This window comes from Bacillus sp. FSL K6-1338, from assembly GCF_038006965.1.
In the GTDB taxonomy this organism is placed as follows: domain Bacteria; phylum Bacillota; class Bacilli; order Bacillales; family Bacillaceae_G; genus Bacillus_A; species Bacillus_A thuringiensis_S.
In genome coordinates this window covers 3,430,115-3,445,897 of sequence record NZ_JBBOWI010000001.1, presented here as the reverse complement: position 1 = coordinate 3,445,897, position 15,783 = coordinate 3,430,115, and the positions used below count along the sequence as shown (strand labels likewise).

The following is a 15,783-nucleotide window of genomic DNA, read 5'->3' as shown; positions in this document are numbered from 1 at the left end:
AGTAGTGTGTTTTTTCTATTTAATAATCCCATTTTCTAAAATTTTAATAGTTGGTGCTACTTTCACATTAGCTTTTGAAAAGGCACGTGGCCAATCATCTTCAACTTGTTTCCATTCTTTATAGTGAAATGCTCTCGCATAATCACCAAATCCGAATGGATCGAGTTGCTGTTTTTGAATTTTGTAGATTAATTCGTTTAAATCTTTGTTTAGTTGTTTTGTAATAAGAGAAGTTAATTTCTTTCTATCTTTATCTATATCCATGTTGAATGTAAGTTCAGATACGGCAATTTTTAAATCCATTTTAATATTAAATTTGAAGCGGTTATCGCTATAGTCTGTATCGATATCATGATTCATACTAAGAACGTTTATTGTTATGAAATCGTCGCCTTTTGTATCTTTTAGATGGCTATTACTTTCAACTAAATTAGAGGGGATTTTCATTGTAAGTGAAACGGGTATATTAGCTTTCTTTTGCACCATAAGAAGAAGGGCACTTTCATAGCGATTTAAAGACATCTTATAAGTTCCACGAGAAGTTAATAGTGCCGAACCGGTAACAATAACATCTTTCTTCCCTTTTTTTATTTCTGAAATAGCAGGAGTTACGCCTTTATTAAAAGTTTGTCTATGAAATTCATGGAATGTCGTAAACACGGTCCGATTGTATAGTTTGTTCGTATTAATTAAATCTGTTAAATATTCAGGAAGAGCAGGCTTATCTTTGAAATTATTATATATAACAGAAGAAATGGGGCCATCTACTGCAACCATGCGCATATTTCCTGTATTTTTAGGATCGCGATACCAAACATCCAGATAAGGCATAGCTCCTTCTTGTTTTAAAAAATTTGTGCTAAACAATATGAGCTGTAACTTTTCTGTGGACACTAAACCGCTGCTTGAACTGTTAAACGTATCTTTTGCTTCTCGGGGTGTATGTACTTTCGCTTCATGAATTTCGTACTTTTTCTCTACATCTTCATTAAAAATAGGGTTTACGTGATACACAATTAATTTTCCTTTTGGTTTTGCGTCAAAACCGTAAATTAATGAGATGGATTGTTTTTCTAAATCAAGCCGATCTTCACAGCCTACTAAAAAAATTATGAGGAAACAAAATATAATAAAATGAATACAACGTCTCATTTAAATTTTTCTCCTTTTCCAATGCTGATAAAGTGTCATGTATAAGAGAAATACCACTGGGAATAGAAAAACGATAAAATAACTAGCAGTTCCCCAAAATTCCCGCAACGCACTTATCTGATAAGAAGAAGGGATATAAAAGAATAAGATGAAAATACATCCGAATAATAAAAAATAAATAGGTAATGAACTGCCTTTTTTGTTAAGTAATTGATTAATTCCATCTGAAGCAGTGAAAATATAAGGAATACAGGAATCAAAAATAATAAAGAGATAAAATGACAAAAAGATAATTTCAAATCGCTCAAGAAATGAGAAGTGAAACGGTGTAACAAGAGAAAGTGTCGGCCATAAAAACTTTGTTATACCATCTGGACTAAAATAAATAAAAGAAACGAACGTGATTTGAAGATAAATAAATAACGTAATCAAATTCGCAATAACGATTCCTTTTTTTGCAGATGCTTTGTTAGTTAAATAAGGATAAAGGACAAACGAAAACTCGAATCCGAGAAACGCAATGATAGTTGATTTCACGGTGTTTATAATTGGTAGCCATCCTTCCTTGATAAGAGGAAGTAGATATATAAAATGCCCATCTTTAAGAGGAATAAATAATAATAATGGCATCCAAAGTGTAAAGATGACAGTGAAAACAGCAAAACGACTAATAATAAGTGCTCCTTTACATGCAAGCATAAGCATTGGAATAGATAGCAAAATCATAATTAAAGACATAGGAGATCTAGGTAAAATCCAAATATGAATAACGTATAAGAGGGAAAAAATTAAGGAAACAGCTGCGAGTACAGCATATAAAATCCAAAAAATCATTACTACTCTTCCTAGCCATTTTCCAAGATAGCGTATCAGCACATCAAGTAAAGTATATCCTGGATGTTTTTCCATAATTTTTACAATACATAGACTGACTAAAGTAGTAATGACACATCCGATAATAATAGACATCCAGCCATCTGTATTCGCCCCTTGTGCAACTTCACGCGGGAGTGTAAGTACGCCAAATCCGACTTGAACACCACTAATAGTTAAAATGTATTGAAATAAAGTGATTTCCCTCTTTGCACGTTTTGTCACTTATTCTCCTCCTTTTCCTCAACATCGCTTTGCCGGTTATTTTGTTTTAATTGTAGAGATAGTGGCCGTTTCTTCATGATTTTCCATGGGAAACGTACAAGGGTATCTTTTAAGTCCGAAGCATATGACGGAGAAAAAGGACTACCATATGGCACACCAAGTGATTCCATAGAAAGAATATGGATGATAATGATTGCCATTCCAACCATAATTCCAATGACGCCAAATAAAGAGGCTGCTATCATCATTGGGAATCGAAGAAGCCGAATTCCTGCTGACATTTCTAAGTTAGGAATAATGAAAGAGGCAACCGCAGTAATTGATACGACGATAACCATAACGTTACTAACAATCCCAGCTTGAACCGCAGCTTGTCCAATTACAATTCCTCCTACGACGCCGATTGTTTGTCCAACAGGCCCAGGAAGCCGAATCGCTGCTTCTCGGAGCATTTCGAGAACTAATTCCATTAATAAAGCTTCTAATATGGGGGGGAAAGGAATTTTGGCTCGAGATTCTCCAATCGTTAACAACAATTTGAGCGGAATTACTTCATAATGGAAGGAAATCATAGCAATATAAAGAGCAGGAGCAAATATTGCAATAAATAGCCCAGTGAAACGAAGAAGTCGTATAAAAGATGGAATCATAGGTCTGAAGCTGTAATCATCTATCGTCTGAAAAAAGGATGAAAAGGTCATAGGTCCTATTAATACGCCTGGTGAGCGATCTACAACAACAGCGATTCGCCCATTCAAAATATGATGTGCCGTTGTGTCAGGACGTTCAGTGATAGACAATTGTGGGAAGAGAGTATAGGAATTATCTTCAACAAATCCTTCTAATTCACCGGTAGTAAGAATAGCATCTACTTTGATTGATTCAATGCGGCATGCCATATCTTGTACAACATCTTCGTTTGCAACATCTGCAAGATAAAGTAAAAAAACTTTAGAGGTTGCTCGTTCGCCAACAGTGAATTCCTTCACTTTTAATTCGCGATTTGGAATATAGCGACGAATAAGTGCGATACTATCACTTGCCACTTCATTAAATCCTTCGTGTGAGCTTTTTATGGAAGTCTCTGTTGTAGGTTCTTCAATACTCCTTTTTGGCGCCGCTTGTGTATCTAGTTCTAAAGCTGATAATTGCCCGTTTATAAATAAAATACTTTTGCCATGTAAGAGAGATTGCTCAATGTCTATCCACTTCTGAACTTTTTTAATATTCCCTATAGAAACAGAAGATTCCCAAAAATCATCTTCATTCCATTCTTTAAATAAGAGAGGACGAAGAATATCTACATTAATAACAGTTTTATCTACAAGTCCTTCCATATATATAAGAGCAGCTTCTTTTCCGTTTTTTAACGGGAAAGTGCGTGTAATTAATTCTGGAATACCACTAAATAATTTGGATAAGTGTTTAAGATTAAGCGGCATGGAGGAAGAAATTTCTTTATTTAATACAGTTTCAGATTGCTCATGTGTAGAGAAAGATTTTTCGCCCCTTATCCATTTTCGAAAAGATCCCATATATTCACCTTATTCCTCGTTGAACTTTATATGGGTTATTATGGATAGTTACATACAGACATATGCGCAGTTTAAAATTTATATTGTATATTTGTACATTTAACGCTATAATTATAGTGTTAAAGATGGAATCGTGATATGACCTGTTATGAATCTATCGTTTTATTTATGAATAAATGGATTGGTATTTTAGCAAGATGTGCTAATAAACTACTCCACCATGATGATAGCGTGCCCAAAATGTGGTGCGTATATTTTCGTGGTGGAGTTTTTTTTATTCTCAAAAAGGGGGAAAGACCATGAATGACAACATGGTTCATATTACAATTGACGGAAAAAAGTATACAGCGGAGCCTGGTTCAACGATATTGGGTGTTATTAATGAGAACGGGATTGAACATCCGCAAATTTGTTACGTGCCGGAAGTAGATCCTATTCAAACATGTGACACTTGTATTGTAGAAGTTGACGGAAAGTTAATGCGTTCTTGTTCGACGATAGCAACGGAAGGTATGAACGTTGAGCGTGCTTCTGTTCGCGCAAAAGAAGCACAAACAGAGGCGATGGATCGGTTACTAGAAAATCATTTATTATACTGTACAGTATGTGACAACAACAATGGGAACTGTAAACTGCATAATACAGCAGAATTAATGGAAATTGAACATCAAAAATATCCTTATGAACCGAAAGTAGATGTAAGTGAAGTTGATATGACGCATCCGTTTTATCGCTATGACCCTAATCAATGTATTGCATGCGGTCAATGCGTTGAGGTGTGTCAAAACTTACAAGTAAATGAAACGTTATCGATAGACTGGGAAGCGGAACGCCCACGAGTTATTTGGGATGAAGGAGTAAATATTAATGATTCTTCATGCGTTAGCTGTGGTCAATGTGTAACGATTTGCCCTTGTAACGCTTTAATGGAGAAAACGATGCTCGGTGAAGCTGGATTTATGACGGGATTAAAACCAGATATTCTTGAACCGATGGTAGATTTAATTAAAGAAGTTGAGCCTGGATATAGCGGTATTTTTGCGGTATCAGAAGTGGAAGCGGCCATGCGTGATACTCGTACGAAGAAAACGAAAACAGTATGTACATTTTGTGGTGTAGGTTGTTCGTTTGAAGTGTGGACGAAGGGGCGTAAAATCCTTAAAGTACAGCCATCTTCAGATGCACCAGTTAACGCAATTTCCACTTGTGTAAAAGGGAAATTTGGTTGGGATTTCGTAAATTCTAAAGAACGAATTACAAAACCTTTAATTCGTAAAAATGGAACGTTTGTTGAATCTACATGGGAAGAAGCACTGAATGTAGTTGCAAATAAATTAGGTACTATTAAAGAAGAGTACGGTAAAGGTTCTATCGGATTTATTTCTTCCTCTAAAATTACAAATGAAGATAATTATGTAATTCAAAAATTAGCTCGACAAGTATTTGTAACGAATAATATTGATAACTGCTCACGTTATTGCCAATCACCAGCAACGGATGGTTTGTTCCGTACAATTGGTATGGGCGGTGATGCAGGAACGATTAAAGATATTGCGCAATCTGGTCTTGTTATTATTGTAGGATGTAATCCGACAGAAGGTCATCCTGTTTTAGCTACACGTATTAAACGTGCACATAAATTACACGGACAAAAGTTAATTGTAGCTGATCTTCGTAAAACAGAAATGGCAGAGCGATCAGATGTCTTTATTAGTCCAAAACAAGGAACAGATCAAGTTTGGTTAATGGCTGTTACAAAATATATGATTGATCGAGGTTGGCATGATCAGGAATTTATTAATGAGAATGTAAACTTCTTTGAAGATTTCAAAGAAAGTCTAGAAGAATATACACTTGCATATGCAGAAGAAGTAACAGGTATTTCAAAAGAAACACTTATTCAAATGGCTGAAATGATTCGTGATGCAGATGGTACATGTATCCTTTGGGGTATGGGGGTAACGCAAAATACAGGTGGTTCTGATACTTCCGCTGCAATTTCAAACTTACTTCTTGCAACAGGGAACTATCGTCGTCCAGGAGCAGGTGCATACCCACTTCGAGGTCACAATAACGTACAAGGTGCTTGTGATATGGGTACTTTACCAGGATGGCTTCCAGGATATCAGCACGTTACTAACGAAATGGAACGTGCGAAATTTGAAACTGCTTACGGAGTGAAAATTGATAGTGAACCAGGTCTTAATAATATTGAAATGCTTCACGCAATTGACGAAGGAAAAATGAAAGCAATGTATCTTGTCGGAGAAGATATGGCTCTTGTAGATTCTAATGCAAATCATGTACATGAAGTGTTGTCGAGCCTTGATTTCTTCGTTGTGCAAGATGTTTTCCTTTCTAAAACTGCTCAATATGCAGATGTTGTATTACCAGCAGCGCCATCTCTTGAGAAAGAAGGTACTTTCACAAATACAGAGCGCCGTGTCCAAAGATTATATCAAGTTCTTCCTACGTTAGGAGATGCGAAACCAGACTGGTGGATCGTCCAGGAGGTTGCGAATAAACTAGGGGCAAACTGGAATTATAGCCACCCAAGTGAAATCTTTGCTGAAATGGCAAGTTTATCACCATTATTCTCGCAAGCGAACTATGAAGTGCTTGAAGGATGGAACAGTTTCCATTGGGGAAGTTTTGATGGAACAAATACACCACTTCTGTTCCAAGATGGATTTAACTTCCCAGATAAAAAAGCTCGTTTTGCGATTGCTGACTGGGTACGTCCAGCTGAATTTCCAGCGGAGTTCGACCTTCACATTAACAACGGTCGTATGCTTGAGCATTTCCATGAAGGGAATATGACAAATAAATCAACAGGTATTCAAACGAAAGTACCTGGTGTTTTCGTTGAAATCTCTCCAGACCTTGCAAAAGAACGTGGCGTAAAAACGGGTTCGTTAGTTCGTCTTGTCTCTCCTTTTGGAGCATTAAAATTACGTGCACTCGTTACAGATCGTGTAAAAGCGAATGAGTTATATTTACCGATGAACTCTACAGATAACGAAACGGCAATTAATTTCTTAACAGGTCCTGCTGTGGATGTACGTACGAATACACCTGCGTATAAACAAACGAAAGTACGTATGGAAGTGTTAGAAGTTGATGGCGAAAATCCGATGCCAAAAGCGAACCCACGCAATAAAAAACGTCACCCTCAAGCTGGAATTGAGGTACATCGTAAGTGGGCACGTACAGGGTATGTGCATTTAACGGATAAGTAGGAGGAGAAAACTATGGCTGCACCTATAAAAATGATTCAAAAACAAGAATTAACTGAGGAAGAAATAAAACAGCAAAAGTTAGATGATTTAAAAGAGCTTCTAACTAATAATGAAGAAGCTCTAAATCAGATGTTTAATATAGTAGGGGAATTAAATGACATTGGAATGCTAGAAGCTGCAAATTCTATGCTAAAAGCGAAAGAACCAATTGCGAAGATTGTTCTAGGTCAAGTAACTCGTGAGCCTGTTACAAATTTAATTAATAATATGATGGGCGCTGCAGGTGCGTTAACTGAACTTGACCCAGAACTTACGAAAAAGCTTATAGGTAGTTTATTAGTCGGGCTAGAAGAAGGTAATGAACATCTAGAAAGTAAAAAAAAAGTAGGGGTATTCGATCTTATGAAAGTATTGAAAGACCCAGATATTAACCGTGCGATCGGGTTTGGGCTTCATTTCTTAAAAGGAATGGGGAAAGGGTTAAAAGACGAATAAACTTCATGAAGTGAACCTTTTCGCCCAAATATTTGTACGAAATAGTTTGGGCGGAAGGCTCATTTTGGTAAAATATATAATAAAGTAAAATGAGGCTTTTGGGAGGTATAATTGTATGTCAAAAAAAGTACATGAATTTAATGATATGATCCGAAAACTTCGAAAGGAACTTTTCGGAAAAGGACCGGAACGAATTCATACTGTTTTTGCAGAAAATATGGCTATAGCGACTCTTTATGGAAACTTAACACCTACTGAAAAATTTATTTCAAGTACGATGGACGGTGCGGAAATGGTTCATCTGGCTAGAACAAAAATGATTCAAGAAGTGTATGCTGCGAATTCCCGTGAACATTTGGAGGAACTTGTTGGCGCGAAATTAGTGAATTTGTTTTCAGATATGAAAGTAGAAGAAGATATTGCAGTTTCGGTATTTGTTTTTGATAAAAATATAACGTGAGAGAAGGATACTGATCGTGAAACCGATACAGGTAGAAAGAGAAATCTTTCGTTATGAACAAGAGGTATTTAAGCATATAGAGGACAGCATTGTAACAGAGTTTCCTGTCACCATTAAAATGAACGGACAGGAGTTTGTTACAATGGTTAGTACTCCAGAATATATAGAAGATATGGTAATAGGCTTCTTAGCATCTGAAGGAATCATTCGAAAGTATGAAGATATTGATAGTGTATGGGTGCAGGAGAAAGAAGGATTTGTACATGTAACAACGACAAAAGTAAATCCGTATTATGAACAAATGCAAAATAAACGATATATTACGTCTTGTTGTGGTATGAGTAGGCAAGGATTTGTTTTTGCAAATGATGCACTAAGTGCAAAAAAGATGAAGGGTGTCCATGTACAGGTTGCTGCCGATGATTGTTTTCGGTTAATGAAAGAAATGCAGCAATCTGCGGATACGTTTCATCATACTGGCGGGGTTCATAATGCAGCTTTATGTGATGTGAATGGTATTATTTTAAGCCGAATGGATATTGGTAGGCATAATGCACTAGACAAAATTTACGGTTATTGTTTAAAAAACGATATTTCTATAAAAGATAAAATCATTGTTTTTAGTGGTCGTATTTCTTCGGAAATATTATTGAAAGTTGCAAAAATCGGTTGTGAAATTATACTATCAAAATCAGCTCCAACTGAGTTAGCTTTGCAACTAGCGGAAGATTTAGGTATTACGACAATAGGATTTATTCGTAATCAATCCTTAAATGTGTATACCCATCCAGAGCGTGTTTTAAATATAAAATAAAAGTGAGGCAATGAAGATGAAATCAGTTACATTAGACAAGTTGCAACGTCCGTTAAAGGATTTACGTATTTCAGTTACTGATCGCTGTAATTTTCGCTGTCGATATTGTATGCCAGAAGAAATATTTGGTCCTGATTACTCGTTTTTGTCTAATGACAAAATTTTATCTTTTGATGAAATTGAAAGGATAACACGTATTTTCGTTTCTTTAGGTGTGAGAAAATTACGGATTACAGGCGGAGAACCGTTACTTAGAAGAGGGCTTCCAAAGCTTATTGAGCGGCTTCATAAAATAGATGGTGTAGAAGATATCGGTTTAACAACCAATGGATCGTTACTTAAAAAATTTGCTCCTGATTTATATAAGGCGGGACTATCACGTGTAACAGTTAGCTTAGATTCCTTAGAAGAAGAGCGGTTTTTCTATTTAAATGGTAATAGGAGCAAAGTGCAAAGGGTTCTGGAAGGAATACAGGCTGCAGCTGAAGTTGGAATGAAAATTAAAATAAACATGGTCGTTCAAAAGGGAAAAAACGAACAGGACATTTTGCAGATGGCGCAATACTTTAAGGAAAACAAGCATATTCTTCGTTTTATTGAGTATATGGACGTTGGAAATTATAATGGTTGGGATTTAAAAGAGGTCGTCTCTAAACAAGAAATAGTAGATACGATTCATCAAGTTATGCCGTTAGAACGGATAGAAGCAAATTATTCTGGTGAAGTGGCTACTAGGTATCGTTATATAGGAAGCGACGAGGAAATAGGTATTATTTCATCGGTAACAGATTCTTTTTGCTCATCATGTACGAGAGCTCGTATTTCTGCAGAAGGAAAATTATATACTTGCTTATTTGCTTCTAAAGGAAATGATTTAAGAGAATTGCTTCGTTCTGAACATACAGATGAGGACATTACAGATGTAGTACGCGATATATGGAATAATAGGGAAGATCGTTATTCAGATGAACGCTTAAATCATAAAAATAAGAATACAATACCTAAAATTGAAATGTCACATATCGGTGGTTAATATATAAAGCTAGCGTCATAGTGAAAAATGGGGAATTTACAAGAGTTGTGGATTTTCTATTTTATAGTAAAAGTGATGATTGATATCTCTGTAAAAGATGTGCAGAGAAATTAAGCAGCATTCAAAAACCTTTATTTTGAGGAGGTTTTTTGAAGCTGCTTTTTTATTTGGAGAAAATGGAGGAATGGGTAATGGCATTTCATAAGCCGGAACAAATTGCTGAGCTTGTCATTGAGGCCGGTGTTCAAAAAGTAAGACAGACATTGCCAGCGATGCTTATTCTCGGTTTTTTAGGAGGAGCGTTTATTGCGATAGGTTTTTTACTTAACATTCGAGTTTTAGGGAATTTACCTGAGCGCTGGGGGAGTCTAGTGAATGTTTTAGGAGGAGCGGTATTTCCTGTTGGACTTATGCTCGTAGTATTAGCAGGAGGAGAATTAATTACGGGAAATATGATGTCACTGTCTATGGCGCTTTATGCAAAGAAAATTACATTGATAAGTGTACTGAATAACTGGGTTTGGATTACTCTCATGAATTTTATTGGGGCAATTTTCGTTGCGTATTGCTTTGGACATCTTGGCGGATTAACAGAGGGAGAGTATTTAAATAAAACAGTAGCAATAGCGGAAGGGAAGTTACATGAATCATTTGGAAGAACTTTAATTTTAGCAATTGGTTGTAATTGGCTCGTTTGTCTTGCTCTTTGGCTCGCTTACGGGACGAGTGATTTTGTCGGAAAAATCATCGGAATTTGGATTCCAATTATGGCATTTGTAGTGATTGGATTTCAGCAAGTAGTAGCAAATATGTTTGTCATTTCCGCTGTTATTTTTGCTGGTCATCTAACGTGGATGGATTTGGCTAAAAATTTTGTTCCTGTTTTTATCGGAAATGTAATTGGAGGAGCTGGGTTTGTTGGTTTTGCTTACTTTGCTTGTTATCAGAAACAACATTCTAATATGAAATAGAGTTCTTGAGAGGAAGGGTATGTAATGGCTGATCGGTATTCACGACAACAGTTGTTCAAACCAATTGGGAGTAAAGGACAAGAAAAAATTCGAAATAAACATGTGTTAATTGTAGGGGCAGGCGCATTAGGAAGTGCAAGTGCCGAAAGTTTCGTACGTGCAGGTGTTGGCAAGTTGACGATTATTGATCGTGACTACGTTGAATGGAGTAATTTACAAAGGCAACAATTGTACTCTGAACAAGATGCGAGAGAGAAAATGCCGAAAGCAATTGCTGCAAAAAATCGGTTAGAACAAATTAATTCGGAAGTACAAATACATGCTTTCGTAATGGATGCAACTTCAGAAAATATGGAAGGTCTATTAAAAAATGTAGATGTAATCATTGATGCAACAGATAATTTTGATATTCGATTTGTAATAAATGATTTATCACAAAAACATAATATTCCTTGGGTATATGGTTCTTGCGTTGGATCGTATGGTATGAGTTATACAATTATTCCGCAAGAGACACCGTGTTTACATTGTATGCTGAAAAATATTCCTGTTACAGGTGTGACATGTGATACCGCTGGAATTATTAGCCCGACTGTTCAAATCGTCGCAGCATATCAATTGGCAGAAGCACTCAAAATTTTAGTGGAAGATTTCTCAGCAATTAGAAAAACATTTTTCATGTTTGATATATGGAGTAATCAAAATCATTTTATAAAATTAGGGAAAATAACAACAGACGCTTGTCTCTCATGCGGTTTGAATCGAACTTATCCTTATTTATCATACGAAAATCAAACGAAAGCAGCTGTTTTATGCGGAAGAAATACAGTTCAAATTAGAACAGTAGACAATAGGAAATACAATTTTGATGATATAGAAAAAGTATTACAAAAACTGGGGAAAGTAGATCGGAATCCGTATTTACTATCTTGCCAATTCGATGATTACCGCGTGGTTGTTTTTCGAGATGGTCGTGTTTTTATTCATGGTACAAATGATATTTCGAAAGCGAAACAACTATATTATCGCGTATTCGGTTAATAGAGAGGGTGTCAACAATGGAAAGAAGAGTGCCAATTACGGTTGAAGAAGCTGTTCGTAAAGTGATGGGATTTGCTGATAAAGGCTTAAAGGAGCTATTACCAATTGAATTAGCTTATGGACGTATATTAGCAGAGGATTTAATAGCTGACCATGATGTACCGTCATTTAATCGTTCGCCGTATGACGGATTTGCTATTCGAGCAGAAGATACTAATTTAGCAAGTTATGAAACGCCAATTGTATTTGAAGTAGTGGGTGAAATTGGTGCAGGATCGCTATTCCATGAGAAAGTAGGTCCGTTTCAAGCAGTTCGAATTATGACGGGAGCACAAATTCCGAATGGGTGTGATGCGGTTGTTATGTTAGAGCTGACTCGTCAATATGAGAAGAATGGCAACAATTATATGGAAGTGAAGCGATCATTCAAAAAGGGCGACAATATTTCTTTTCAAGGTGAAGATGCTCGTAAAGGAACGGTTCTTGCAAAGAAAGGATCGTACATTAATCCAGGTATTTCAGCTCTTCTTGCTACATTCGGTTATAGTGAAGTGCCAGTTGCGAGAAAGCCTGTAATTGGACTGTTAGCGACTGGGAGTGAATTGCTTGATGTCGATGATTCATTACAGCCAGGGAAAATCCGAAATAGTAATACGTATATGATATTGTCTCAAATTCGAAGAGCAGGCGGCAGAGTAAAATATTTTGGGAAGTTTAGTGATGATTTTAATACATGTTTTACAGCTGTGAAAGAAGCGCTTGGGCAAGTGGATATGTTAATTACAACGGGCGGTGTATCAGTAGGAGATTACGATTATTTACCAGCTATTTACGAAAAGTTAGGTGCCTCTGTTCTTTTCAATAAAGTTGCAATGCGGCCAGGGAGTGTTACGACTGTAGCACAATTAAATGGCAAGTTATTATTTGGTTTATCAGGAAATCCATCAGCTTGTTATGTAGGGTTTGAATTATTCGTAAGACCGTGTATTCGGGCGTATATGTTTAGTGAAAAAGTACATTTAAAAAGAGAAAAAGCGTTATTAGGAGAAGATTTTCTAAAACCGAATCCATTTACAAGATTTGTACGAGCGAAATTGCAATATGATGAGGGGAAATTAATAGCTTATCCATCAGGTTTTGATAAATCTAGCTCAGTTTCCTCATTGGCAGAATCAAACGTGTTTATCGTATTGCCGGGCGGGACAAGAGGATATAAAAAAGATATGTTTGTCGATGTTCTTTTATTAGAAGATAACGAAGGTAGTGAATGGCCTTGGACATTTCATAAAGTGAGAGGTGGTTCTAATGGGACAAGTGTTATTTGAGATTGTAGATAATCCGATTTTAGTTGAAGAAGTAACGAATAAAGTCGCAAGAAGGGAAGCGGGTGCGATTACAACATTTATTGGTACCGTGAGAGAACTTACAAAAGGAAAACGAACGCTACATTTAGAGTATGAAGCATATAAACCGATGGCAGTAAAACAACTTATGAGAATTGGTGAAGAAATTAGTGAAAGATGGCCGGATGCAAAAGTAGCAATTACGCACCGTGTAGGGCGGCTAGAAATCATGGATATTGCGGTAGTCATTGCAGTTTCATCACCGCATCGTAAAGTAGCTTATGAAGCGAATGAGTACGCGATTGAACGTATAAAACGAATCGTTCCAATTTGGAAAAAAGAATTTCGGGAAGATGGAACGATGTGGGTTGGAGATCAACTTGAAAACACACCATATCCAGAAGGAAAACCAAAGAAGGAAGAATGAGAAGATGATTACAATTTTATTGTTCGCAAATTTGCGTGAGGAAGTTGGATTGGATCAATTAATAATTTCAGAAAAACAAGAAATGACTGTTGGGCAATTAAAAGAATGGTTGAAAGATAGTTATCATTTGCAATCCTTGGATACAGTAATGGTTGCAATTAATGAAGAGTTTGTAACGAATGAAGAGATGATAAAAGTAGGAGATATAGTCGCATTAATCCCGCCCGTTAGCGGAGGGTAATAAGCTTTTTCAACAGATGAAGCGCCAAGAAGATGTTGTATATAAATTAGAATAAGAGAAGGGATGAGTTCTATGCTTACTCAAGAACAAATAATAAATGCATTAAAACATGTAGAGGATCCAGAGTTACACAAAAGTGTTGTAGAATTAAATATGGTTAGAAATATACAAATGAACGGAACAGAGGTTAAACTTGAAGTAGTACTAACAATACAAGGTTGTCCGTTAAAAGCAAAAATTCAACAAGATATTGAAGAATCACTTCACGCAATTGGTGCCTCTAAAGTGGATGTAACATTTGGTTCTATGACACAAGAAGAACGTGCAGCTTTAACAGAGAAGTTAAAGAAAAATAGTAGAACAGAAACTGGTATGCCGAGCATGCTTCGCCTTGATTCAGGAGTACGGTTTATTACTGTAACGAGTGGAAAAGGTGGAGTTGGAAAATCAACGGTGACAATTAATCTTGCAACTGCACTAGCTCGTATGGGCAAAAAAGTGGGGATATTAGATGCAGACATATATGGTTTTAGTATTCCAGCTATGATGGAAACGAATAAGAAACCAACGATGATTGATCAAACAGCAATTCCGGTCGTTAGTCACGGTGTTAAAATTATGTCGATGGGATTTTTTACGGAAGGAAATAACCCGGTTATGTGGCGCGGACCGATGTTAAATAAATGGATTCAAAATTTCCTTGCGAATACGCACTGGGGAGAATTAGATTATTTACTTCTTGATTTACCACCTGGTACAGGAGATGTTGCTATTGATGTTGCAGCAATGATCCCGCAGGCGCAAGAAATTATCGTTACAACACCACACAATGTAGCTTCGTTCGTAGCATCTAGAGTAGGAGTTATGGCAAAGCATACGAAACACGAGATTTTAGGGATTGTAGAAAATATGGCTTATTATGAAGAGCAAGATGGATCGAAAAACTATCTCTTCGGAAAAGGTGGCGGCGAAATGCTTGCAGAACAATTGCAAACAGAAGTGATCGCGAAAATACCTTTTGCAAAACGAGAAGAAAATAACGGTTCATCTGTATATGATGAAGACTCTCTTGTAGGAGAAGTGTTTACATCGTTAGCTGAGGATATTATTTATAGAGGATAGAGGGGGAAGTTTAATATGGCATGTAACATTGATCATTCTATTGAAGATGTGATGAATAAGCTTGAAAGTCAAAAGAGTTTTTTACCTGAAGGGATCTTTAAAGAGTTAAAGAGTTTTTTGCAAGGTATTCATTCACAGAAATTATTAAATGATGTTTTTCACCTCCTAAAAAAGTATGATTTAGTCAGTGAGGAAGAACGAGAGACGAGAAACGCACAATTATTGTACATTTTGAATTAAGTACTCTTTGGCTTTAGAATTTTTTCAGAAGGGGTGAATGTAATGAATATGAAAAAGATGATTGAAATGGTAGAAGCAACTAAAGTGACTGACGAAGAATTATCGATTTCTACTTTACATCAAAAGCTTGTGAAGTTGTATAGTCAAAAAGATTGTGCAGAGTATACGGAGTTATTAAAATATATTTTATCATTATCCGTGCAGCTGAAGCTGAATCTCGTATTGAAATATTTTGGTGTGCGTCCGGTTGTTGCTGCAGACGAGCGTATGCAATTTCAAGAGATATTTAAATGCTTAGCTAAGAAAGATGAGAATGGGGAATGGTTTCTAAATTTTGTTTCTTTATATGTAGGGCTAATTGTAGTTCTTCATTTTGATGAGAAAGTGATTGAGAGCAATTTTTTTGATGATATGGTAGTGGGTGAATGTAATGAAATATAAGATTCTGCTCATAACGTTTTTCTATTTAAATGCTTTAATTGCGATTTTAGTTGGTTATATAAATATGAAGGCAATTAATTAAGAAAAAGGAATGAAACTAGTTGGATAAAAAGAGTTCTTCAGTTGTTTCC

Annotated in this window: 16 protein-coding genes; 13 read left to right on the top strand and 3 right to left on the bottom strand. The window is 36.2% G+C overall.

Going from position 1 to position 15,783, the window contains the following annotated elements; genetic code table 11:
* Positions 1-15 precede the first annotated feature (15 nt).
* The 3 genes from NZ044_RS17585 to NZ044_RS17575 are packed head-to-tail and all read right to left on the bottom strand — an operon-like array spanning position 16 to position 3,785.
* Positions 16-1,152: a Ger(x)C family spore germination protein gene (locus NZ044_RS17585; RefSeq protein ID WP_001250481.1), complete on the bottom strand. Its 1,137-nt coding sequence runs from the start codon at positions 1,150-1,152 to the stop codon at positions 16-18.
* Positions 1,153-2,250 (bottom strand): endospore germination permease, encoded by a 1,098-nt coding sequence (locus NZ044_RS17580; protein ID WP_000166526.1) that lies wholly within the window; start codon positions 2,248-2,250, stop codon positions 1,153-1,155.
* Positions 2,247-3,785: a spore germination protein gene (locus NZ044_RS17575; RefSeq protein WP_017763495.1), complete on the bottom strand. Its 1,539-nt coding sequence runs from the start codon at positions 3,783-3,785 to the stop codon at positions 2,247-2,249. Before NZ044_RS17575 ends, NZ044_RS17580 begins: the two co-directional genes overlap by 4 nt.
* Before the next feature lie 299 nt (positions 3,786-4,084).
* Here NZ044_RS17575 and fdhF point away from each other — a divergent pair, with 299 nt between their 5' ends.
* From fdhF to NZ044_RS17510, 13 genes are all read left to right on the top strand, one after another.
* Positions 4,085-7,024, top strand: coding sequence for a formate dehydrogenase subunit alpha (gene fdhF / locus NZ044_RS17570; RefSeq protein ID WP_340949891.1), 2,940 nt, complete (start codon positions 4,085-4,087; stop codon positions 7,022-7,024).
* Between the two features lie 12 nt (positions 7,025-7,036).
* Positions 7,037-7,519, top strand: coding sequence for a DUF1641 domain-containing protein (locus NZ044_RS17565; protein WP_098382185.1), 483 nt, complete (start codon positions 7,037-7,039; stop codon positions 7,517-7,519).
* 115 nt (positions 7,520-7,634) lie between these two features.
* Complete coding sequence (locus NZ044_RS17560; protein WP_000039580.1) at positions 7,635-7,979, top strand: DUF2294 domain-containing protein; 345 nt, start codon at positions 7,635-7,637, stop codon at positions 7,977-7,979.
* Between the two features lie 16 nt (positions 7,980-7,995).
* Positions 7,996-8,793: a formate dehydrogenase accessory sulfurtransferase FdhD gene (gene fdhD, locus NZ044_RS17555; RefSeq protein ID WP_086397752.1), complete on the top strand. Its 798-nt coding sequence runs from the start codon at positions 7,996-7,998 to the stop codon at positions 8,791-8,793.
* 16 nt (positions 8,794-8,809) lie between these two features.
* The gene (gene moaA / locus NZ044_RS17550) at positions 8,810-9,826 is read left to right on the top strand and encodes a GTP 3',8-cyclase MoaA (RefSeq protein ID WP_000844115.1); all 1,017 of its coding nucleotides are present in this window, start codon (positions 8,810-8,812) and stop codon (positions 9,824-9,826) included.
* Positions 9,827-10,017: 191 nt separating this feature from the next.
* Entirely contained in the window at positions 10,018-10,797 is a 780-nt protein-coding gene (locus NZ044_RS17545) for a formate/nitrite transporter family protein (protein WP_000863998.1), read from the top strand.
* A 24-nt stretch (positions 10,798-10,821) separates the two neighbouring features.
* Positions 10,822-11,838, top strand: coding sequence for a molybdopterin-synthase adenylyltransferase MoeB (locus NZ044_RS17540; RefSeq protein ID WP_098505502.1), 1,017 nt, complete (start codon positions 10,822-10,824; stop codon positions 11,836-11,838).
* Between the two features lie 17 nt (positions 11,839-11,855).
* Positions 11,856-13,163 carry a molybdopterin molybdotransferase MoeA gene (locus tag NZ044_RS17535; RefSeq protein WP_000442187.1) on the top strand — a complete coding sequence of 436 codons (1,308 nt, stop codon included), beginning with the start codon at positions 11,856-11,858 and terminating at the stop codon, positions 13,161-13,163.
* Positions 13,144-13,608 carry a molybdopterin synthase catalytic subunit MoaE gene (gene moaE / locus NZ044_RS17530; protein ID WP_000531883.1) on the top strand — a complete coding sequence of 155 codons (465 nt, stop codon included), beginning with the start codon at positions 13,144-13,146 and terminating at the stop codon, positions 13,606-13,608. The genes NZ044_RS17535 and moaE overlap by 20 nt, the downstream gene beginning before the upstream one ends.
* A 4-nt stretch (positions 13,609-13,612) precedes the next feature.
* Complete coding sequence (moaD, locus tag NZ044_RS17525) at positions 13,613-13,849, top strand: molybdopterin converting factor subunit 1 (RefSeq protein WP_000628473.1); 237 nt, start codon at positions 13,613-13,615, stop codon at positions 13,847-13,849.
* A 72-nt stretch (positions 13,850-13,921) separates the two neighbouring features.
* Positions 13,922-14,971: a P-loop NTPase gene (locus tag NZ044_RS17520; RefSeq protein WP_000957495.1), complete on the top strand. Its 1,050-nt coding sequence runs from the start codon at positions 13,922-13,924 to the stop codon at positions 14,969-14,971.
* A 15-nt stretch (positions 14,972-14,986) separates the two neighbouring features.
* Positions 14,987-15,211, top strand: a complete 225-nt coding sequence (locus NZ044_RS17515) for a hypothetical protein (protein WP_000752380.1) — start codon at positions 14,987-14,989, stop codon at positions 15,209-15,211.
* A gap of 42 nt (positions 15,212-15,253) precedes the next feature.
* Complete coding sequence (locus NZ044_RS17510) at positions 15,254-15,652, top strand: hypothetical protein (protein WP_001056281.1); 399 nt, start codon at positions 15,254-15,256, stop codon at positions 15,650-15,652.
* The last annotated feature ends 131 nt before the right edge of the window (positions 15,653-15,783 follow it).